This is a genomic window from Sporomusa sp. 246TCP1 (genome assembly GCF_057319775.1).
Genome location: NZ_CM170492.1, coordinates 5669119 through 5691395 on the forward strand (window position 1 = coordinate 5669119; position 22277 = coordinate 5691395).

Annotated in this window: 21 protein-coding genes and 1 riboswitch; of the genes, 18 read left to right on the top strand and 3 right to left on the bottom strand. The window is 42.5% G+C overall.

Annotated elements, in window-relative coordinates; translation table 11 throughout:
• Positions 1-84 precede the first annotated feature (84 nt).
• The 5 genes from AC1ECB_RS26830 to acsB all read left to right on the top strand — a co-directional run bounded on the left by AC1ECB_RS26830 (position 85) and on the right by acsB (position 5224).
• Positions 85-1245 carry a HAMP domain-containing sensor histidine kinase gene (locus AC1ECB_RS26830; protein ID WP_485666599.1) on the top strand — a complete coding sequence of 387 codons (1161 nt, stop codon included), beginning with the start codon at positions 85-87 and terminating at the stop codon, positions 1243-1245.
• Entirely contained in the window at positions 1242-1925 is a 684-nt protein-coding gene (locus tag AC1ECB_RS26835) for a response regulator transcription factor (RefSeq protein WP_485666600.1), read from the top strand. Before AC1ECB_RS26830 ends, AC1ECB_RS26835 begins: the two co-directional genes overlap by 4 nt.
• A 55-nt stretch (positions 1926-1980) precedes the next feature.
• Positions 1981-2118, top strand: coding sequence for a hypothetical protein (locus AC1ECB_RS26840; RefSeq protein WP_485666601.1), 138 nt, complete (start codon positions 1981-1983; stop codon positions 2116-2118).
• Between the two features lie 91 nt (positions 2119-2209).
• Positions 2210-2890, top strand: a complete 681-nt coding sequence (locus tag AC1ECB_RS26845; RefSeq protein WP_485666602.1) for a Crp/Fnr family transcriptional regulator — start codon at positions 2210-2212, stop codon at positions 2888-2890.
• Positions 2891-3088: 198 nt separating this feature from the next.
• Positions 3089-5224, top strand: a complete 2136-nt coding sequence (gene acsB / locus AC1ECB_RS26850; RefSeq protein WP_485666603.1) for an acetyl-CoA decarbonylase/synthase complex subunit alpha/beta — start codon at positions 3089-3091, stop codon at positions 5222-5224.
• Between the two features lie 165 nt (positions 5225-5389).
• Here acsB and AC1ECB_RS26855 read toward each other — a convergent pair whose 3' ends face one another.
• The gene (locus tag AC1ECB_RS26855) at positions 5390-6016 is read right to left on the bottom strand and encodes a hypothetical protein (RefSeq protein WP_485666604.1); all 627 of its coding nucleotides are present in this window, start codon (positions 6014-6016) and stop codon (positions 5390-5392) included.
• Between the two features lie 526 nt (positions 6017-6542).
• Here AC1ECB_RS26855 and AC1ECB_RS26860 point away from each other — a divergent pair.
• Positions 6543-9461, top strand: coding sequence for an insulinase family protein (locus AC1ECB_RS26860; RefSeq protein ID WP_485666605.1), 2919 nt, complete (start codon positions 6543-6545; stop codon positions 9459-9461).
• 143 nt (positions 9462-9604) lie between these two features.
• Here AC1ECB_RS26860 and AC1ECB_RS26865 read toward each other — a convergent pair whose 3' ends face one another.
• Together AC1ECB_RS26865 and AC1ECB_RS26870 are read right to left on the bottom strand one after the other, a co-directional pair.
• On the bottom strand, positions 9605-10054 hold the full coding sequence (locus AC1ECB_RS26865; protein WP_485666606.1) for a winged helix-turn-helix transcriptional regulator: 450 nt from the start codon (positions 10052-10054) through the stop codon (positions 9605-9607).
• Between the two features lie 108 nt (positions 10055-10162).
• Positions 10163-10612 (bottom strand): DUF134 domain-containing protein, encoded by a 450-nt coding sequence (locus AC1ECB_RS26870; RefSeq protein ID WP_485666607.1) that lies wholly within the window; start codon positions 10610-10612, stop codon positions 10163-10165.
• A gap of 372 nt (positions 10613-10984) precedes the next feature.
• Between AC1ECB_RS26870 and AC1ECB_RS26875 the strand changes: the two genes are divergently transcribed.
• The 12 genes from AC1ECB_RS26875 (at position 10985) to AC1ECB_RS26930 (ending at position 22094) form a co-directional block, all read left to right on the top strand.
• Positions 10985-11185, top strand: coding sequence for a heavy-metal-associated domain-containing protein (locus tag AC1ECB_RS26875; protein ID WP_021168830.1), 201 nt, complete (start codon positions 10985-10987; stop codon positions 11183-11185).
• 143 nt (positions 11186-11328) lie between these two features.
• Positions 11329-11444, top strand: a riboswitch (molybdenum cofactor riboswitch).
• A 165-nt stretch (positions 11445-11609) separates the two neighbouring features.
• Complete coding sequence (locus AC1ECB_RS26880) at positions 11610-12392, top strand: 16S rRNA (guanine(527)-N(7))-methyltransferase RsmG (RefSeq protein ID WP_485666608.1); 783 nt, start codon at positions 11610-11612, stop codon at positions 12390-12392.
• Positions 12393-12478: 86 nt separating this feature from the next.
• On the top strand, positions 12479-13105 hold the full coding sequence (locus tag AC1ECB_RS26885; protein WP_485666609.1) for a 16S rRNA (guanine(527)-N(7))-methyltransferase RsmG: 627 nt from the start codon (positions 12479-12481) through the stop codon (positions 13103-13105).
• Positions 13106-13249: 144 nt separating this feature from the next.
• A complete protein-coding gene (locus AC1ECB_RS26890) occupies positions 13250-13981 on the top strand; it encodes a Rossmann-like domain-containing protein (protein WP_485666610.1) in 732 nt (243 codons plus the stop codon).
• A 135-nt stretch (positions 13982-14116) separates the two neighbouring features.
• Positions 14117-14749 carry a 16S rRNA (guanine(527)-N(7))-methyltransferase RsmG gene (locus AC1ECB_RS26895; RefSeq protein ID WP_485666611.1) on the top strand — a complete coding sequence of 211 codons (633 nt, stop codon included), beginning with the start codon at positions 14117-14119 and terminating at the stop codon, positions 14747-14749.
• Positions 14750-14815: 66 nt separating this feature from the next.
• Positions 14816-17131: a TonB-dependent siderophore receptor gene (locus AC1ECB_RS26900; RefSeq protein ID WP_485666612.1), complete on the top strand. Its 2316-nt coding sequence runs from the start codon at positions 14816-14818 to the stop codon at positions 17129-17131.
• Between the two features lie 144 nt (positions 17132-17275).
• Positions 17276-18988, top strand: coding sequence for an ABC transporter ATP-binding protein/permease (locus tag AC1ECB_RS26905; RefSeq protein ID WP_485666613.1), 1713 nt, complete (start codon positions 17276-17278; stop codon positions 18986-18988).
• A gap of 21 nt (positions 18989-19009) precedes the next feature.
• On the top strand, positions 19010-19765 hold the full coding sequence (locus AC1ECB_RS26910; RefSeq protein WP_485666614.1) for an energy transducer TonB: 756 nt from the start codon (positions 19010-19012) through the stop codon (positions 19763-19765).
• 59 nt (positions 19766-19824) lie between these two features.
• Positions 19825-20019 carry a helix-turn-helix domain-containing protein gene (locus AC1ECB_RS26915; protein ID WP_021168839.1) on the top strand — a complete coding sequence of 65 codons (195 nt, stop codon included), beginning with the start codon at positions 19825-19827 and terminating at the stop codon, positions 20017-20019.
• 79 nt (positions 20020-20098) lie between these two features.
• Entirely contained in the window at positions 20099-20719 is a 621-nt protein-coding gene (locus tag AC1ECB_RS26920) for a MotA/TolQ/ExbB proton channel family protein (RefSeq protein WP_485666615.1), read from the top strand.
• The gene (locus AC1ECB_RS26925; protein WP_485666616.1) at positions 20694-21119 is read left to right on the top strand and encodes an ExbD/TolR family protein; all 426 of its coding nucleotides are present in this window, start codon (positions 20694-20696) and stop codon (positions 21117-21119) included. The genes AC1ECB_RS26920 and AC1ECB_RS26925 overlap by 26 nt, the downstream gene beginning before the upstream one ends.
• 273 nt (positions 21120-21392) lie before the next feature.
• Positions 21393-22094, top strand: coding sequence for a PEP-utilizing enzyme (locus tag AC1ECB_RS26930; protein WP_485666617.1), 702 nt, complete (start codon positions 21393-21395; stop codon positions 22092-22094).
• Positions 22095-22277 lie beyond the last annotated feature (183 nt).

The following is a 22277-nucleotide window of genomic DNA, read 5'->3' on the forward strand; positions in this document are numbered from 1 at the left end:
AGGCGCAAACAAAAATAATGTTTTGCGCCTGTTTAATCTTTTGCAATATAATGTAGTTATAAAAAGAAAACACAGGTGATTTATATGTTTAAATGCCGATACCCCCATACTTCAGACAAAAATTGCGAAGATATATTTCTCATGAAACTTCGCAGGATACATGCCCATCATCACCATGAGTTTCAAAAATACCATCGTTATTTTCGCTATTTTCGTCCGGCCTTTGTTCTATTCAATATCCTGATTTTGTATCTATTATTTAGTTGGGTGGGGTTCAAAGGAATTGGATTCTTTTTTGCCACCCTAATCTGTATTAAAGAAATATTCCAGTTTATTTTCCTGCTGCGTTTAGAAAAAAGAATATTTGCCCCTATCGAAAAACTCAAACTGGGCTTAGATGAAATTGCCAAAGGAAACTATAATGTAAAAGTAGAGTGTCAAACAGCTAATGATCTTGGTCTGTTGATTTTTTCTTTTAACGAAATGGCGCAAAAATTGTATGACAGTGAGAAACTGCAAACTGAGTATGAAGATAATCGCAAAACACTAATTGCTAATATTTCACATGATTTAAAAACGCCAATAACGGCAATTCAAGGTTATATTGAGGCTTTACTGGATGGGAGTATTAAAAATGAGGGTGATCAGGACAAGTACCTAAAAACCATCCATCATAATATCGTGTACATCAATAAACTTATTGATGATTTGTTCCTTTTTTCAAAACTTGAAATGCAAAAATTGAATTTTTCCTTTGAAAATGTAGCTGTTCGCCCGTTTATGAAAGATTTTATGGAAGAATATAAATTTGATTTAGAAGAGAAAAATATCGAATTTCAATATGTTGACCAACTAGAGCATTGCGATTTTGTAAAGCTTGACGGCAAGAGATTTCATCAGGCCTTTAACAATATAATCAGCAATGCCGTCAAACATGGCCCGGAGAATAATCTATCCATAAAAATAACAATGTATCGGCAAAACCAGTTTATCTGTCTGGATATAGAAGACAACGGCCACGGAATAGCTGCCGATAAGCTTCCCTTTATCTTTGACCGCTTCTATCGCATTGACACGGAACGCAAGAAAGACTATGAATGCACCGGTTTAGGGCTAGCCATAGCCCGGGAACTTATTGAGGCGCACCACGGGGAAATTACCGTTTCCAGTATAGAAGCCCAAAGCACATGCTTTACAATTATGCTCCCGGTTTTGGAGGCTAAAGGTGGTGACCTGACGCCATGAAACAAGTATTAATTATTGAAGACGATATCGACATTGCTGAGCTTGAGCGTGACTATCTGCAATTACACAACTATAATGCAGAAATCATTCAAGATGGACTTCAAGGTCTAAAAAAAGCTCTTTCGGGTATATATGACGTTATTGTCGTAGATTTGATGCTGCCCCATAAAGACGGTTTTGAAATTATCCGGGAAATTCGCAAAAAATTAGAGATACCAGTCATTGTTGTTTCCGCTCGTAGCGATGATATTGATAAAATCAGAGGTTTGGACTTCGGGGCCGATGATTATTTGACTAAGCCATTTAGCCCAGCTGAATTGATAGCACGAATTAAATCTCATATCAAGCGTTATGAGCGTCTCAAAGGGCATGCTATTTCTGAGGTCATTCAACACAAAGGCCTCGAAATTAACACCGCTTCCCATAAAGTCACGGTTAATGGCCAAAACGTTCAATTGACTACCAAAGAATATGAACTGTTATTATTCTTGGCGACTAATCCAAATATAGTTTTTACCAAAACGCATATTTTCGACATTATTTGGGGCGACGAGTATTACGGCGAGACTGCCACAGTCGCTGTCCATATCCAAAAAATCCGCAAAAAAATTGAAAAAGACCCAGCTTCCCCAGAGTACATTGAAACACTTTGGGGAACGGGCTATCGCTTTAATTCCTAGCACACTAGCATTCGGTCTCAATAAAGAAACGGATGTCAATATATATGAAGCGGAAGTGGCGGGCACAGAGCTTTATCTGGTGGACGTTGAGCTGGATGGCGAAGCAAATATAATTGATAAATGGCCTCATCTCTTGCCGAATGCGGGGTTGATGGGTATTATTTTGCAGCGGGAGGTTAATAATGAGAAGTGAATTCTCATGATGCAAACTCGGTGGCGAAAGTGTAAAATATAAATAGCATATTTAGCTTATTAAAGCAGCAGGGGATTTCTTAAAGATTGAGGTGCGAATATTGAAGAAATTAGGGGACTTGCACGGTTTACCTTTATTCAGCCAATTGCCGGAAGCAATCGTAGCCAAGTACTTTAGCCATTGTCTTACGCGGAAATATAGAAAAAAAGAAGAAGTTTTTGGTTCTGGTGAACCTGCAGATTATATCTATTTGCTTGTGTCCGGTAAAATACGTGTATACTTGAGTTATCCTAACGGTAAAGAGTTTACCCTTACACTATTGCAAACCGGTGATGTTTATAGTGGGCATACGCGTGCTTTGGGACAGGCGCTGGCAGATAGTGAAGTGTTACTTATTCCTGTTGAGTCTTTCCGTAAGTTGTTAGTAGAAGTTCCACTGTTTGCTATGAATGTGATTTCAGTATTGGGTGATTCCCTGAGAAATTCAATGAATATTATCGAAAGTTTAGTATTTAAAGAAGTGAATAAGAGACTTTATCATTTTATTTATAGTCTGGCTCTTTCGACAAATCATCACGGAGAGTCTGCTATTCAAGTCCAATTAGGATTAACTCATCAACAAATAGGTACAATGGTCGATAGCACAAGACAGACGGTGAATATGTTTTTTAATAATTTGCAAAAGGAAGGAATAATTACTATGGGAAAGGATAAGTTGATTATTCATGACTTTGCGATTATTGCCGAACGTGCGCGTGATGATAGTGAGTAGTATAGCGGGTAATTATAATTATTGGGAAAATGGGATTTTTCTTGCCGGATGTCGGCTAGATGACATCCGGCATGCTATTTCTCTGATATTTTATAAGTAGGGAAAGGCGCTGTAAAGCATATATAATAAATTGTTGAGCAAGCAGCCGGACTTTCATTATTAGGTGAATAAAACGTACTCTATGAAGGAGGACTACAAATGTCGAAACAAATTTGTGAGCTGGCTTACCAAGGAGCCACTACGGCTGTAAGTGTTGCCGAAAAACTTCTCAACGAAGCCATTGAAAAGCACGGGGTTGAAGCCCTAGTTAAATATCCTGATACAGCGTACAAGCTGCCGATCATTACCGCCTTGGGCAGTGAAGAAGTCTTGACTCTGGGAGATCTTATACCTGTCTTACAGAGAATTAAAGAGAATAATCTACGTCCTGAGCCGGAGTTAGGTAATGCTTTGTTATCAGGTGAAGCAACATTGTATGCGGGGGAAATTATTGAAGCTTTACGTTATGTTACCGGCGCAAAACCTGATGAACCTCCTTACACTGGCTTTTTATCTGACCCGGTTTTGCGTAAATTTGGTGTACCGCTGGTTGACGGAACTATTCCTGGAGTTGCTGTTGTCACCGGCAAAGCCAAAGACGCCAAGGCTGGCGCCAAGCTGATTAAAGACCTGCAAGCCAAAGGAATTATGGTAATGCTAGTCAATGATATAATTGAACAATGCATTGCAGAAGAGATCAAAGTCGGAGTTGATTATATTACCTTCCCATTGGGAAAATTTACCCAGATTATTCATGCGGTCAACTTTGCCACTCGTGCGGGCTTGGCGTTCGGTGGTGTTCCCAATGGAGCGCGTGAGCAAATGCTTGACTATCAAAAACGCCGTGTGCCGGCCTTCGTCATTGCATTGGGCGAACTCGACGCTGTTACTGTAGCTATTGGTGCAGGGGCATTGTTTTTTGGTTTCCCGATAGTTACTGACCAGGATTTGCCGTCAGAACTTCAGATTCCCGGACTTCTGGAAGCTCAGCCTGACTATGATAAAATTGTCAAGCTGGCGCTTGAACTGCGCGGCATTAAGCTCAAAATCGTTGACATTCCTGTGCCTATCACAATTGGTCCTGCTTTCGAAGGCGAGACCATCCGTAAGAAAGATGCCTATGTTGAGTTCGGCGGTGGCCGTTCCACCAGCTTCGAACTTGTCCGCATGCTGCCTTCTGACGAAGTTGAAGACGGTAAAATCGAAGTTATCGGACCAGATATTGATGAAATGCCTGAAGGTAGTATTTTTCCGATTGGCTTCATGATTGACATCTATGGTCGTAAGATGCAAGAAGATTTTGAAGGTGTGCTTGAGCGCCGCGTTCACTACAACCTCAACTACGGTGAAGGTTTGTGGCACGTAGCACAGCGTGATATGTGCTGGGTTCGTATCAGCAAAGGCGCTAAAGCTGCTGGCTTCAAAATCAGGGACTTTGGCGAGATTCTTATTGCTAAGTATAAGTCGGATTATCCGGCCATTGTTGACCGTGTGCAGGTTACAATCGTTACTGATAAAGATATTATTGAAGAAAAAATCAAGATCGCCCGTGAGAAATATAAGGCGCGCGATGCCCGCCTGAAAGGTCTTACTGACGAGTCGGTGGATGTCTTCTACTCTTGTTTGCTTTGTCAATCGTTTGCACCTAATCATGTATGTATTGTTACCCCGCAGCGGGTTGGCTTGTGTGGTGCTGTAAGCTGGCTTGATGCCAAAGCATCTAACGAAATTACCCCCACTGGCCCAAACCAGCCGATTCCTAAAGGCGAGTGCCTTGATGAAGCTAAGGGCATGTGGCAGAGTATGAACGAATTCGTATATAATTCCTCTAACCGTACACTAGAAGAGGTTAATCTCTATACTCTGATGGATCGTCCGATGACCTCTTGTGGATGTTTTGAAGCCATTCTGGCGATACTCCCGTTGTGTAACGGTGTAATGATTACTACCCGTGAGCATTCTGGTGATACTCCTTGCGGTATGACCTTCTCAACGCTGGCCGGCACTTGCGGCGGTGGTGTGCAAACTCCTGGGTTCATGGGTATTGGTCGTACGTATCTTACCAGTTCCAAGTTTATCTCTGCTGATGGCGGCTTGGGTCGTATTGTCTGGATGCCAAAAGACCTTAAAGAATACCTCGGACAAGATCTGGTTGATGCTGCGGTAGCCGCCGGTTTGGGTGCCGATTTTGTTGATAAGATTGCTGATGAAACTGTTGGCATTACTGAAGATGAAATCTTACCATTTCTGGAAGAAAAGCAACACCCAGCCCTAACCATGAAACCGTTAATGTGATTATCAAAAATACAGGGCTGTGCTGAAGCTTTTTACATAAGGAGAATCATGGGTGACGGTTTGCTGTGTGAACCCACTTTTCTAGCACGATAATTTCTATTGCATCAAAAGCAGAACGAAATCCCTCACGCGATGGCCTTGGTAGTTCCTCCCGCAATAAAAATTTTATAAAAAATGTAAAAAGTACGCCCCTTTATGGTATTGTTTAATCGCCAAACCAAACAAACCAGAAAGGAGAAGCGTACTTTTTACTTTACGTCCCTTTTCGCCAGGCTTTATAGTGAAGCTCATATTACTCAATATTGATTTTGTCATACCGGGGTAAGCGAAGGATACATTACGGAATTCAATAGTCGGAGGAGTGTCCTTTGTTGGGAACTCAACCCCCTTATTCAATTCTATTGTAGGTTTGGTTTCAAAAAAGTCCATTAAAATGACCGCATATAAATCTTGTTCATAACCTCTAGCTATTCGCAAGAAAATCATAAATAAGCTTGTTTGAATAGCCAAATCCTTCAGCTCTTCAGAAAACCGATGTAAACTATTGGCAATTGCAATAAGCGCTAGAACGATAATAGTACTGATAAAACCATTTTCTTGTTTGGCGGGGTAGGCAATAATATTTAATGCTTCTCTATTCAGAAACAGTATCCCGATAGGGATCATCGAAGCAGCAATAGTCATTAAAGCAAGTAAAATAAATTGTTTTCGGCTATATTGCCAAAGCATTTTGAGAATAAAGACATAATTACGTAAAATTTTTTTTGCTTTTTGTTTTATAGAAATGCGCAAAATAAATCCTCCCGTGGGCTGGTAAAAAAAGTGTCACAACTGCTTAAAATGCCTGTATGGGGATAAAAAACGGTTCATTCCAACTCGTCCCTGCTTGAAAATCTAATGCCTTGGTCACCCGGATGACTGCCGTAAATCAAGAGGAGAATAACGCTATTTTAAAGATTACGACTCTGGCATTTTTTGTGCAGGGTTTTGTTTTTTATGCCCTCCTTGGTTAAGTGCTTTTAAATTTATTGTTTTATTTAGTTTATTTATGCCTGTTTGTGTTCATACAAATACTACATCAAAAGGAAACTTCTTACAAGTAGGTATTTTTATATAACTTACTACTATAAAAATACCTATAAATAAATAGGTATGTTACAAATATAGGTACTTTTACAGTACCAGCTTACAAAAAAGTACCTTATTGTAATAATTTGTATTTAAGTATATTATTTAATAAAATGATTGCGTTTAAGGTGTCTATTCTATCAAGTAAAGACATCTGAATAATCAAAAATCTCTAAAAAGAGGTGCATTTATGACAATTAATGTAGGGCAAATTGTGAATGGATTTAAATTACTTGAAGGGAAAGATGTCAAAGAAATTAATTGCAAATCACAGCTTTTTTGCCATGTCAAGTCAGGGGCAAAGTTGCTATTTTTAAAAAACGATGATGATAATAGGGTTTTTTCAATTAGTTTTCGCACTCCTCCCAGCGATAGTACAGGATTACCGCATATTTTGGAACATTCTGTCCTTTGTGGTTCGCGTAAATTTCCTACAAAAGAACCATTTGTTGAACTTGTAAAAGGCTCGCTGAATACTTTTATTAATGCCATGACATTTGCTGATAAAACTATGTATCCTGTTGCAAGTCGCAATAGCAAAGACTTTCGTAATCTTATGGATGTTTATCTTGATGCTGTGTTTTATCCTAACATTGAAAAATATCCGGAGATTATGATGCAAGAAGGCTGGCATTATGAACTGAAAAATGCCGCAGATGAGTTAACATATAAAGGCGTAGTCTACAATGAAATGAAAGGCGCGTTTTCATCGCCTGATGCTATTCTTGGAAGAAAGATTCAAGAAGCGCTATTTCCTGAATCACCTTATGGTGTAGAGTCCGGTGGTGATCCTGATTGTATTCCTGACTTAACACAGCAAGATTTCGTTGACTTTCATAAAAAATATTATCATCCGTCAAATAGTTATATTTTTTTATATGGAGATCTGGATATTGACGAAGAGTTAGCATTTATTGATAAAGAATATTTAAGCAATTTTGATAAGATAACGGTAGATTCGGCAATAAAAAAACAATTGCCGTTTACTCATACTAAAGATTGCACTTATGTATATCCCATTTCACCCAATGAAAAGCAGTCGGATAAGACGTTCCTTAGTTTAAACTTTGTTATTGGTGAAGTTACGGATGCTGAAGCAATCCTAGCTTTTAAAATTCTTAATCATTTACTTTTGTCCACTCCGGCGGCACCGTTAAAGAAAGCTTTGATTGAAGCGGGTATTGGCAAGGATGTATTTGGCCGGTTTAATCGAAAGATTCTCCAACCGGTATTTACTGTTGGTGTACGTGGTGCCAATGAAAACCAGAAGGATGATTTTGTTAAGGTGGTTTACAAGACACTGCGGCAGTTATGTATGAAGGGTATTGATAAAAAATTCTTGGAGGCATCAGTTAACATCCATGAATTTCACTTGCGTGCAGATGATTTCGGCAATAAAGGCCTGGGGTATAATTTTGATTGTATGGATAGTTGGCTGTATGATCAAAACCCGCTGATTCATTTGGAATATGAAGCTCCTTTAGCGAAAATTAAACAAGGTTTAACTTCTAACTATTTCGAAAATATGATAGAACAACGGCTTTTAGATAATGCCCATCAGGCAATCGTTGTATTAAAACCAGAACAAGGGTTAGCTGAAGCAAAGAATGGTCAGTTAAAGCAGCAGCTTGCCGAATACAAATCCAAACTGTCAGCAGCGGAAATCCAAGCTATTGTGAATCAAACTGCAAAATTAAAGAAACGGCAGACTACCCCGGATTCAGCTGAGCAATTGGAAACCATACCTTTGCTTAAGCTTAGTGACATTTCTCCAAAAGTTGAAAAGCTGCCACTGGAAGAAAGACAGGAAGCGGGCCTAAAGGTGCTATTCCATTCCTTATTTACTAACCGCATCGCCTATGTTAATTTGTATTTTGACACTGCCGTTGTGCCGCAGGAATTGCTTCCTTACTTAGTTTTACTTGAACGGGTGCTTGGCGAAGTGGATACCGAAAAATACAGTTATAGTGAACTAACTAATGAAATTAATATTCATACCGGAGGAATCCATTCTTCTTCAGTAGTCTACTCGGAAAAAAATGACGATACCTTGTTTTATCCGAAATTTATAGTGAGATCAAGGGTACTTGTTGCTAAACTGCCGGAACTTATGTCACTACTTGGTGAAATTCTTGGTCATAGTAAATTTAATGATAAAAAGCGGCTTAAAGAACTGGTCTCTGAGATAAAATCTAAATGTGCTGCGAGTATTTTGCGAGGAGGCCAAGCTATTTCGTTAACCCGGGTATTGTCTTATATTTCGCCGGTAGCGAAATGTAAGGAACTTAGTTATTTATCATTTTATTATTTTGTTACAAAGCTGGAAGAAAACTTTGAACAGGAATTTGAAAATATTCAGTTTAATTTACAGCAGGTTGCCGACTTACTATTTACCAAGCAAGGTCTGTTACTGAGTATAACTGCTGATTCGGGTGATTATGCAGAAATTATTAAAAATTTACCGATATTGGCCGGACAGCTTAAACAAGCCAAATCTCTTCCAGGCACTTATGAGTTCTGTTTTGCCGCCAAAAATGAAGGTTTAATGACTTCGTCTAAGGTACAATATGTTGCTAAAGGCTATAATTTCCGTCGGCTTGGCTTTGAATATCATGGTGGTCTAAAAGTAGTAGAAACAATTATGCGCTATGGGTATCTGTGGAATCGAATTAGGGTACAGGGTGGTGCATATGGCGCTTTTGCCCGCTTTGAACGCAACGGTAATATGGTGTTTGGTTCTTATCGCGATCCTAATTTACAAGATACTGTAGCTGTTTATGATGAAGCTGCCGGCTTTTTAGAATCATTCACAGTAAGTGACCGGGAAATGACTAAATATATTATTGGCACAATTAGTGATTTGGATAGTCCGTTGACTGCCTCGATGAAGGGAACGCGGGCAGTTGAAAACTATTTGCAGCATATTACTCAGCAGGACTTAGAACAGGAGCGGCAGCAGATCCTTAATATTACTCCGCAACAGGTTAGACAACTGGCACCGCTAGTTTCGGAGTGTATGAAGCAGAATTATGTATGCGTTCTTGGCGGGGAAGAAAAAATTCAACAAAGTAAAGACTTGTTTACTAATTTAATACGTATTTTTGAGTAAAGAAAAGAAAGGTTGATGTTTGTTTTCATTTGTGTTGATCTCTGTGAACATCAGCTGATTGTATAAACAAATTCGATTAGTCCACTTTTTTAGACAAAGGCCTTCCAGCTTGGTGAAAAACTGGAAGGTCTTTGTTTATCCAGTTATTTCTCCGTGCTGTCACAATCGCATTTATCGCCGCAAATGCAATAGTCACCACAGTGGCAGCTCTGTATTATTGGAGCAGAATCTTTACCAGCGGCTAATTCATCAGCTAAAGCTTGTATGCTTGTATTGTAGTTGTTTATCCAGCTAAAAACGCTTACTAATACTGGTACAATATTTTTGCCAATGCTGGTTAATGAATATTCAACTCTCAGAGGGAGTTCATTATATACTTCACGATGTATTAGTTTATCCCGCTCAAGCTCTCGCAGTTGGTGGGTCAGGATTGGCTGCGAAATATTAGGCAGTTGTTTTTGCAGGACACCGAATCGTTTTATTCCTTCGCTTAATCGCCATAATATCACTAGCTTCCATTTACCGCCGAGCAATCGTTGGACAAGGGCAATTTGAGTAGAAGTTACGGGGCATAATCGTTGAGGTTTTGTCATAATTGTTTACACTCCTTTTCTAATGGATACTTTTTCAATATAACTACCATTTATCATTGATTTTGAAATAATTGCGTGAGATATATTTCATAATTAGCGCAAAAATTTTTATTCATCTTGATGTATAACAATTAAAGCATGACACGCAGGACATGTTACCTCACAGCAATGTTTCTCACAACAACGTTGTCTGGTGCAATGCGGTAATGTCCACTTGTGGCCGCAGGTTTGGCAGGTAAAATAGCGTAGGTCAGTTTGGCATTTGTGAGCAATTCGAAAAGTGCCGCCGTCAACACGCAATGCCTGGCCCCGCCATAATGCAGCTGCTATTTTTTGGTGCGCCGCATTAACAATACGATTAAAGGTAGAGCGGGATACTTCCATGCGTTCAGCAGCAGCTAATTGATCAAGTAGTTCAATATCTGCTAAGCGAATGGCTTCCATTTCTTCAATTTTTAAGGTAATTTCATCTTGTTTGCAACAGGGAATTCCTGCAGGCTTGTAAAGGGTAACAGGTGGTAATTGTTCAATGCGACGTTCTTTATGTGGACGAATCATAATATCCTTTCAAATTAGAACTATAAATGTTGGACAAGGAAAACTTGAATAGAAGTTACGGGGCATAATCGTAACGAAGTTTTGTCGTCATTGTTTACACTCCTTTTTTAATAGGTATTTTTATATTACTAGCTTACATAAAAATACCTAATTGCAATTAAATACATTTAAGTATATTATTTAATAAAAACAAACAAATGTAAATACACATAAGCAAAAACTTTGTATATTTTTATTAGTTTTTGTTATATTTAATGTTGCTAAAATATAATGTAAAATGCTGTTTACCAAAAATGGTATGGTTTTATAAAAAAGCTTAGCAATAACTACTTGTTATATCTAAATTTTACAGAATGGAAAGGGGGTGAGAAAATGAGTCAAACAGTCTTAAAAATTGAAGGCATGTCATGCGGTATGTGTAAAGGCAAGGTAGAAAAAGCACTTAAAGATCTGTCTGGAGTTACAGGTGTAACTGTTGATTTAGGAAACAAGGAAGCGGTTATAACTGGTTCCGCAGATCGTGCTGAGTATGTAAAGACGGTAGAGGGACTTGGATTTAAAGTTGTCGGTTAAGATCTACGTATAGTTTTTTGGTTTAAGCCAAACCGGCGTTCGTTTGAACGCCCGGCTTGACTTAGATCAGATTTCATGATTGTAGTTAGGGTAATTAAGCAATAGCAAAAAATGATGACAATCCCAAAGTAAGATTAAATATATTGAATATAAAATTCCGAGCTAAATTGCCTAAACTGAAAAGAATGGCAACTAGCCAATGGGTATAGCGGGAAACTACTTTACCTCCCATTTGGAAAGGAATGTAATTTTAGAGATAAGTGCAAGAACATCTATTGTATGGTTATGTGTATATTGCATTATTTAATTCTGAAATTGCCACGCCATTCCTTATGGCTTATGGCAATTTCTTTATGTATTAGACCAAAACGTTGGAATGACGGTCAGTGTTTATCAAAGCAGGCCAATGGGAGGACTGGAATAAATGGATTTTCGCGCAAAATTAGCTGCGATGGCTGTGAAATATAATATCAAACTTAGTGATAAGCAATTGGAGGAGTTGACTTGTTACTATGAAATTTTGCAGGCCAGAGGTTACATTCAAAACGCAGACACAACTATCGGGATTATTATTGATTGTCTTGCGTGTTATGATCCGGCGGTCTTCCCTGTTGGCTGCCGGATTGTCGATGTGGGAACGGGAACGGGGTTTCCTGGTCTGTTGCTAAAAATATTGCGGCCTGATGTCGAGATCTGCTTGCTTGATTGGTCGAACAAGCGGTTGCCGCTTTTGCGGGAGGTGGTTGACCGGCTGGGATTGCTGGGCGTTACGGTGGTTCATGCCTGGGCCGAGGATGCCGGTCAATGCCGGGAACACCGGGAACAATACCAGGTCGCACTCTCACGTGGCATCCCCTCTTCGCTTACTGTTCTGCTGGAGTTATGTTTGCCCTTGGTTTGTCCCGGCGGTTATTATATTGCCTTCAAAAGTGAAAATTATCAGGAGCAAGTCGCGGCAGCCGCCGCGCGTATCGTCATGTTAGGTGGAGAATTAGCCAAGACCAAATCTGTGCAGCTTACCAATCAGGATAACAGCCAGGCGCTTGTTTATATAAAAAAGGTGAGATCAACACCGGCCGAATATCCCCGGTCTTGTCTGTGCAATTATGTTGAAACGGTCGAGGAGCAACAAGAACTTGTCCGGCGCTTACGAAATTTGGCCGAATGCCTGCCTGACCGGAGTAGTAAGTATACATATTCATTATAAGAACAAGAATATCGGGCTAACATGTGCGCAAAAGGGCACATGTTGGTCCGGCTATTGTCTTATTTAGCGATAGGAGGAATGAACCAATGGATTTTAATGCGGCATTGGCTACTATGGCCGAAGAATACAACATTAAGCTTAGTGATAAACAGTTAGAAAAATTGACTTGTTACTATGAAATGCTGAGGGACAGAGATTATATCCGAAACGCCGAAATAACGGTAGGTACAATGATTGATTGTCTTTCCTGTTATGATGTTACGATGTTTCCGGTTGGTTGCCGGGTTATTGATGTGGCTGCCGGACCTGGATTTCCCGGCATACCGCTAAAAATATTGCGGCCGGATAGTAAGCTTTGTTTGCTTGATGCCTCAGATTATCGGCTGGAATTTTGGCGGGAAGTTGTCGATCAACTGAAGTTATCTGACGTTACACTGGTTCATGCTCCGGTTGAGGAAGCCATACTTATGCCAGAGCATCGTGAACAATATCAGGTTGCCGTATCGCGTGGCCTTTCCTTTTCGCTCAGCAAATTGGTTGAGTTATGTCTGCAATTGGTCAAGCCGGACGGTCATTATATTCAGTTTGAGGTCGAGCGCCGCAAAGAAGTGCCGGATGCAGCCGCAAAAGTTGCCGCCGGGGGCGGACAATTAGTTAAAACTGTGACGCAAGAACTTGAAAAACGTACATTTGTCTATGTAAAAAAGGGATAAAGCCGGTGTAAATATTCAGATAATTTTTGTAGCTCCGGATGGCGATAGTTCATTTTGGAAGCCACTGCGTTCGAAAATCATAATTACAGCGAAATGATATAAAGAAAAGTTTTACTACCATAAACTAAAGGGAGATGGCAACAAATGTCATTATTGGAAACGGCCCAAGTGCGGCTTGCTAAGATTGCAGCGGAAAACGGCTGGAGCGAACAAGAAAAAGTTTTAATTGTTTCGGCGCGGGACCTTACCCCGGAAGAAGCGATCGGTAAACCTGACCGTGATGATTATCCTTTACTTAACGGGAAAGAAGTTATGCTGGAATCGCGTCTGGGCGAGGGAATCGGCCAGGCGTTTACCGATCAGCCGGGACGCTGGGAAGGGACGCTGGGTAATGTACTAAATCTGAAACTGGATACGAATTTTCGCCGGGCGATTTTTGTAGCGACATTAAATGCCCTAATGCGCAGCTTAAACCAGGTGGAAGCGACAATTCATTGCAAAGATGCAGAACCTGCGCAATGTGCCCAAAAACTGCCGGAATATATTCGCGAAAAATATGGCAACCCCAAAATCGCTTTTATCGGTTTTCAGCCGGCCATGATCCAGTCTTTGAACGAGGCCGGATTTGAACTACGGGCAAGTGATCTTAATCCGGACAATATCGGCCAAATTCGATGCGGCACGCGAATCTACGATGCGGCCTTGAATGCGGAGCATGCCCGCTGGGCAGATATCGTGCTCAGCACCGGCAGTGTGCTGGTTAACGACACGTATCATGAACTTCAGCAAGGAAAACCGGTGATTTATTTCGGTGTAACTGTAGCCGGGTTGGCCGCGATGTTCAATTTGCCGCGGATTTGTTTTTGCGGACACTGATAATCTTACAGATTAATTATTATGGTGGAGCTGTAAATGTATCCAATTACTTTTTAATTGCATCACCTGGACAAGGTTATAAATTAATAACGAAAAAATTGCGGCTGAAAAATTAACAGAGGGAGAATGAAATATATGACTTTAAGTGCGGAATTGACTACGATGTCGGCAAAAAATAACATAATACTCAGCGGCAAACAATTGGAAGACTTAAATTGTTACTACGAGATGTTAAAAGCCCGGGAGTATATTCGGGATGCCGACATAACAATAAGGACCATTATTGATTGTCTTTCCTGCTATGATCCGTTGGTCTTTCCTATCGGCGGTAAGGTTATTGATATTGCTTCCGGGGCGGGATTTCCCGGCATACCGCTGAAAATACTGCGACCGGATATAAAGCTTTGCATGCTTGACGCCTCAGATAGCCGGCTGTCTTTTCGACAGGAAGTTATCGATCAACTTAAGCTTAGCGAAGTTACAACAATTCATTGCCGGGTTGAGGATGCGGCAACTATGCCGGAACACCAGGGACAATATCAGGTTGCCTTGTCGCGCGGACTTTCTTTTCATTTGAGCAAATTGGTGGAGTCATGTCTCCCCTTGGTTAAGCCCGGCGGCTATTATATCGCGTTTGAGTTTGAACGTACGAAAGGCGAAGTGCCGGAAGCCGCAGCCACTATTGCGGCGATGGGTGGTGAATTGGCCAAAACCGTGGCCCGGGAAATTGAAAAAAGGGTATTTGTTTATGTAAAAAAAGTAAGGTAGACAATAAATTAAAAAGCCTGAGGCATCTTAGTCCGGGCTAAAAATAATAGGAGATGGTGGAGAGGGATGAACAAGACAAAAAAGATAATGCGAAAGCGGGTAGGGGCCATGGCGCTGGCGCTTGCTATGTCCTGCTGGCTGCCAGGAATGGCTCTTGCAGAGGAGAACAGCGATTCCGTGCAAGCAGAAGGAAACCAGGCTGTTGCGGCGGAGCAACAATCAAATCAGGAACAAGGACAAGCATCTGAACAAAAATCAGAGACCAAAGCCGGAAATAACCCGGTCGTAACGGACAAAGCAACTCAGAATGGGAACGTACCGATTGCTGAGGTGGAAGTTAAGGCGGATAAGGAGAAGCAAAAGCTGACCATTGGGCAGCAGGAAGATGCTGAAGGCGTCAAAGATTACGTGATAACTCACAGCTACGCCGGCAGCAAATCCGATGTGGAAAATAAGGATTTGCCGCAGTCAATCGCCAGCGTGGGGCAAAAAGTCATGCAAGAGCAGCATGTGACGACTATTGATCAGGCGCTTTCTAATATCGCTGGGGTGGCTATGGGGTTGGATTCCCTTGATTATTGGGATACTTCAAACCGCTATGCCATCCGTGGTTTTGGCTCCGGGTTTAATGCTCCATTTTATGTGAATGGCTTATCGGATAGGTACTCGGTAATGTCCAGATGGACAGGCAATCTGGATCGTATCGAAGTTCTTAAAGGACCGTCGGGGGTGCTATATGGAGACGGCTCGCCAGGGGGGCTGATTAACTTTGTCACCAAAAAGCCACTGCCTTATGAGTCTTATACTATTGGTACTGATCTTCTTTCCTGGAAAGGCCGGTCGATAGATATTGATATGTCCATTCCGCTGACTAAGGACAAAAAGTGGCTGTCGCGCACCATTATTCAAAATGCCGATTATGGGGATTTTAGATGGGGGGATACTAGGTATAAACGCTTTGACGGCGACTTTATTGTGCAAGGGCAGCCAAGGCAAGACCTAACATACACTTTCGAAGCGGGCTATCATCATCATACCGGAGCGGATCCGGGTGACATCGGCTTTGTGCCGGGAATTCACAATAAGGCAACATATTATTGGCTACTTCCCTATGATGCAAATTATACAAAATACAGGAAATTTGAATTTATCGCCCGGACCATTCAGGCGCGGGTGGATTACAAGTTAAATGATGACTGGACGATTCACTCCGCCATTGGTTACAGCGATCGGTCAACCTATCGTGATCGGATAATGGGTACAAGAACGGTAAATCGTACTAACCTTACCCAAACAGTAGGCTGGACACAAGGCGTGCGGGAGTCCGATACAAAATCCTGGGATACAAATGCCAACGGTAAATTTGATGCTTGGGGTTTAAAGCATGATTTAACAGTAGGCTACACCTGGGCGTACAGTACTTGGAATAATCCCTGGTCTAAATCATGTTCAGGGTATGGGTCTATTTCCTTGTTAGAAGACCAAGATTATCCCACTCCCTATGTTCAAAAGAGTAATACTAATTCCGCTGTGAATGAGAAGCGTTTAGGAACTTATATCTCGGATATTGTAGAACTTTCCCCAAAAGTTAAGTTTACCGCCGGGGGCAGTTGGACCCGCCAAAAGTTAAGTAGCAAACAGAACCCCGAAATTTCAGGCCATAGTTCGCGGTTGGGGTTCACTTATGAAGCCTCGCCGGGGGTTACCTGGTTTGTCGGTCGCTCTACTTACTATGAACCGCAGAGTCCAAAAACTAACGACGCTGGTCAAACCTTCTATTTTACCCCGGAAAGCGGTGATCAGGTTGAGGGCGGCGTTAAGGTCGACATGAGCAACCGGGCTAGTGTTACGTTGTCAACTTACCGCATCAACCGTGGTAATATGACTTTTGGTCTTGACACCGATCCTAAGACATATGTCCAGATTGGTAAGATAACCAGCAAAGGAATGGAGCTTGATGCTACCTACGCTATTCGCCCATGGTGGAATCTCTTGCTGTCTTATTCATATTGCAATGGCAGAGTTGTAACTGATGATTATTATGCAAGCGGTTCGCCGATTCCGTATATACCAAAGCATACCCTGAAATTGTGGACTACTTATGAAGTACAGGATGGTCACTGGAAGGGCTGGGGCTTTGGCGGCGGACTAACTCATGTTGGCACGCGTGCGCTTGATTATAATGTAAAAAATTGGGGCTATTTGACAGGTTATAATACAATTGATGGGGTTATTTATTATAAGCCAAGTAGTGATTGTCGTTACTCACTCAACATATATAATTTGACTAACAAAAAGTATTGGCAATATGGCAATGGCAGCTATTTCAAGGCCGGTAATCCAAGAAACTTTATTTTACGTGCTGAGTGGACTTTCCGCTAAGGATATTGTAGAAAAAACAGAAAGTACTGGGCCTATGGTGGCACAAACTATGTTCAAGCAGGTACACCGCGGAACTGTGTCCTGTGTGTTGAGCGGACTTTTCAGTAGATAACATTGCCGTATTAAAGGAGTAGGAAACGAATTGTGATCGCTAAAATACTAACTTTTTCCCGTAATCTATGGACACTCCTGATTCCTTACTGGCGGTCGGAAGAACGCTGGGTTTCCGGAGCATTGCTCGGCGGTGTTCTGGCTTTGAACATCGCCGAGATTTACTGGTCCGTAGTATATAATGACTGGCAGAGACTTTTTTATAATAGCTTTCAAGATGTTGATTACGCGGAATTTATCCATCAACTGATCCGCTATTTTATCCTCGGCGTTATCTATCTGCTTATGAGGACTTATGAGATTTATTTTCGTCAGATTGTGGAGCTTCGCTGGCGCCGCTGGCTGTCTAAGCGTTATGCCGGCTGCTGGCTCAAAGATCAGGCTTACTACCGTCTGCGGTTTGCCGTCATTGGTGCGGACAACCCCGACCAGCGGATCGCCGAAGACTTGCGCGATTTTCCGATCCAAACGATTGAAATAGTTTTCGGGTTTATCTATACCATGGGATCTTTAGGAGCGTTCGCCGCCATTCTGTGGAATATGTCAAACCTGGTTACATTCGGCGGGATTCAGATTCCCGGCTTTATTCTGTGGGTCGTTCTGTTCTATTCCATCGTTGGGACCTGGATAAATCACCAAATTGGCAAGCCGCTCATCGCATTCGATCGAGAACAGCAGCAATACGAAGCCGATTACCGCTTTGCGTTGGTCCGGCTGCGGGAAAACGCCGAAGAAATCGCGGCTTCCCGGGGGGAAGAACAGGAACAGCAAAATCTGAGCCGATGTTTCGGCAAGATAGCGTCTAATTGGTTCAATATCATCCACCGGGTAAAACGACTCGGGTACTTTCACTTCGGCTATTCCAAGGTTACGGATATAGTTCCTTATCTGGTAATAGCGCCACTATTCTTCACCGGGGCGATACAACTTGGTGAAATGATGCAGACAAAAAATGCATTTGGCAAAGTGGCAGGCTCATTTTCCTGGTTTGTATACAGATATGAATCGCTGGCGAAATGGAAGGCCACGATAGACCGGCTTATCGGCTTTCAACAAGCGTTGCAGGAGGCAGCAGCAGCCCTTTCTCCGGGCTTAACACGGCAAGCGGTAACGGCAGATGATATTCATCTGGAGGAATTTTCCCTTTACCAGCCTGATGATACCGCGATTTTGCAAAATATTGCCCTGCAGTTTCCACCCCGTAGCCGCACTTTAGTCACCGGACCTTCAGGCTGTGGGAAAACAACCCTCTTTCGCGCCATCAACGGGCTATGGCCTTTTTGCTGTGGTACTATTAAGCTGCCGGTCGGCACCAGAATGTTGTATCTTCCCCAGCGAACGTATCTGCCTATTGGTGCGTTGCGTCAGGCAGTGACTTATCCTGAGCCGGCAGAAGTCTACAGCAATGAGTTTGTCAGTCAAACGTTAGCTGACTGCGGTTTGTCAAGGCTGTGCAGCAGATTGGATGAAGAATGTCAATGGGATCAGCAGCTTTCCGCCGGTGAGCAACAACGGCTGGCTTTTGTGCGTGCACTGTTGATTAAACCGCAGTGGCTTTTCCTTGATGAAGCGACTTCGGCGTTAGATGAATTAAGCGAGGCCAGACTTTACCGGCTTCTTATGGACAGGCTGCCTGATACAGCGATAATAAGCATAGCTCACAAGTCATCATTGATGCAGTTTCACGATCACCGACTGGATTTTAGCAAAATAGGTGACGGTTTTAGTATATGTGCTAAAAAATAAATTATTGTAGTGGAGGCTAGAATGAGTTTTTTAAATAATTCTCCTTTTACGAAACCATTAGGAATCTCATTATTTCTCCATGGCGCATTGCTTGGCGCCATACTCACGCTGGGGTTGTTTGAACCGGATGCACCAACAGTTGATATTGCCAGTATCGGGGTCGATATTATGCCTGCTAGCATTTTGGATACCGGGAAAACGGAAATCGATGATACTCCGGCACCGGAGCAATCTTCTACTTTCGCGCCGACCCCATCTACATCATCTCAGCAAGAGCCGGTGGCGTCAAAGTCTGTACAGGCCTCTAAGCGCACCGATCCACTGCCGGCAGCAATTCCCGGAGAATCTTGTGAGAATTCGGTGGTTAAGAAGGTGTCCCAGGGAACTGGTACAGTTGAAACTGCGGTTACGGGCGGTGGCAATATGGACGAAGGGCAAGGTGATATAAAGGGCGGTGGAAACATGGGCGAAGGGCAAGGTGATAAACAAGGCGGTGGTGAGTCGGCAGGCGCCAGTTGTCTTTACACTCCTAGGCCCTCCTATCCCCAGAGTGCTAAAAAGTCTAATTTAGAAGGAGTTGTTCTTGTACGCGTCCTCATCGACACTGACGGATCAGCGGTTAGGGTAAGTGTACGTGAAAGCAGCGGCTATGAGTCATTCGATGAAGCAGCGCTGATGGCAGTGCAAAAGTGGCGCTTCTCGCCTGCGAAAAGGTGCGGAATACCTATTACCAGTTTTTTTGACGTAAGAGTGCGGTTCTCCCTTAGAGAGGCATAGGAAGAAACAGTATGCCGGATACTATATTGGCAAAATTTCCAGCAGAAAGCAGGTGAAACATGGAATTATTGACTCCGAAGGAAGCAGCGCAAATCTTGAAAGTAGAATATGTAACTGTAATTAAATGGTTAAATGAAGGAGAAATACAAGGATTTAAATTGAGAAATCGTGTGAATTCAAAATGGCGTATTGAACGTCAGGACCTGGAGAAATTTCAGACAGCTAGCCATTTGAATAAAAAAAAGTTCCGGTAGCTGCGAAGAACCAGGGGAAATAGAAGGAAGTCGAAATATAAGTTACTGTAATTTCGGTCTAAAAGAGAGGATGATGAATTTGTACGAATTATTAAAAGGAGGCTGGATGATGCTTCCACTAGCCGTTTGTTCTGTGGCAGCGGTAGCTGTTATCATCGAGCGATTTTTCTTTTTTCGACGCATGAGTGATACCAATCTTGCCGAAAAGGTGCTGAATATGATAGGCAGCGAACACAGGAATGAAGCGCTGAATCTGGCCGGGAAATCTTCCTTACCACTCCTTAAAATAATGGCAGTTGGAATAAATAACCGTCTCAGCCCAGCCAAAGCGATGGAAGCGGCGGGGATTGCCGAATTGTCCACCATGCGGCGTGGCCTACCGGTGCTGGACACCATCGTCACACTGTCGCCACTTCTCGGGCTCTTGGGCACCATTATCGGCATGATCAATTCCTTTCAGATCATGGCCTTATCAGGAATGGGCCAACCACACGCCGTTACCGGCGGGGTGGCCGAGGCACTGATTGCCACCGCAACAGGCATAACCGTGGCGGTGATTTCTCTCATCCCTTACAACTACTTTCTCTCGCGCATCGAACGGGAAACTGACACTATAGAACACTACGCCACTCGGCTGGAAATAGCTCTGACCTCGTCGGCAAGGAGGACGGCAGATGAAGATACCTCGAAAACCGCTTAAGAAAGCGCGCATTGAGATTATTCCCATGATTGATACCATGTTTTTCCTCCTAGTCTTCTTCATGTTGGCCTCATTATCAATGACCAACCAGTTCAGTATGCCGGTCAATCTGCCCCATGCAGCCGGAAACCAAGATAAACCGCAGCAAGTGATTACGCTAACTCTGACCAAAGACGGCAATATTTTTTACGATAAAGAACAGATTGCTACTCCTGCAGATGCTGTGCTGCGGCTTGTAAATCAGAGTAAGAGCGACAAGCAAACCTCGGTGATCATCAATGCCGATCGCAGCGTCGAGCACGGGCGGGTGGTAGAGCTCATGGAGGCAATCCGGCAAAGCGGGCTAAACCGGATTGCCATAGCAGTTAGTCCCTCGGGCCAGGAAGTTGCGATAAGGTAGCGTTACCACAATTGAAATTTGACCTAAACAGCAAGAATAAGGTAAAGCATAATGTGTACCTTGATAAGGAACAAACTTATCAAGCAAGGTACACATCACTTCCAATTAAATATTGTAGAATAGCGATAATAACCCCATAGGGAGCCGTATCAGGCTTATCCTATGGGGTGTTCCTAAATCCGCTTGTTTGAGTATTTGAATTATCTTTTATAAGTAACAGTTGTTGAATTGGATGTCATCAACCCTCGCTGGCAGGAAGATCCTTCCTACCTATTGGATATTATTAGGACGACGATGTCCACCGCCAATCTGGACGACTTGCGAGCCCAAACAATTGCAGATGCCCAGCAGGGAGCCGGATTACGGGAAATGGCTAAATCGGTTTTGGTCATGGCTTTGGAACCCTACCGTTCTATAGCCCTGGAGTTGGGCAACCGTTTTGCCAGACGGAACCTTATTGATGAACCATCCGATAGTTTCTTCTGCACCTGGCCCGAGATATTCTCGATAGTAGGTGGAGAATGGAATGGGATGGGGCTTAAAAGCCTGGTGCAAGACCGCATAGCAACTCATAAAGCCAATGAGTTGCTCATCCCTCCGGACATTATCCAGGGTGATAAGGCAACGCGCTCGCAGCCGGCTATCATTCCCTCAGGTAATTACTTGCAGGGCGTGGGAGCGGCAGCCGGCAAAGCCACTGGTACAGCCCGATTGATCAATCATCCTGGCGAGGGAAATAAGCTGCAGCCGGGCGAGGTCCTGGTGACCCCTTCTACCGATCCGGGTTGGACTCCTCTGTTTTTGAAAGCTTGTGCTGTGATAATGGAAACCGGAGGATATATTTCACATGGAGCAATTATTGCTAGAGAATATGGAATCCCAACAGTAATTAACGTACCAGGTGTTATGATGGCTATTCAAGATGGACAAATTGTTACCGTTGATGGGGATGAAGGCCGGGTAATTTTTCAATAACGCTAGAAAAGTTTGATTGTTATTATTTTATTATGCAAACAGGTATCGTTTTAAAAACGGTGCCTGTTTTGGGTTATAAACAATAAATTCAATACAGTTGCAATATCAAACTGTTTTATGTTACAATTTGCTTGGCAATATATAGAATGTATACACTTAATATGAAGGAGGATTTGTGTGGGG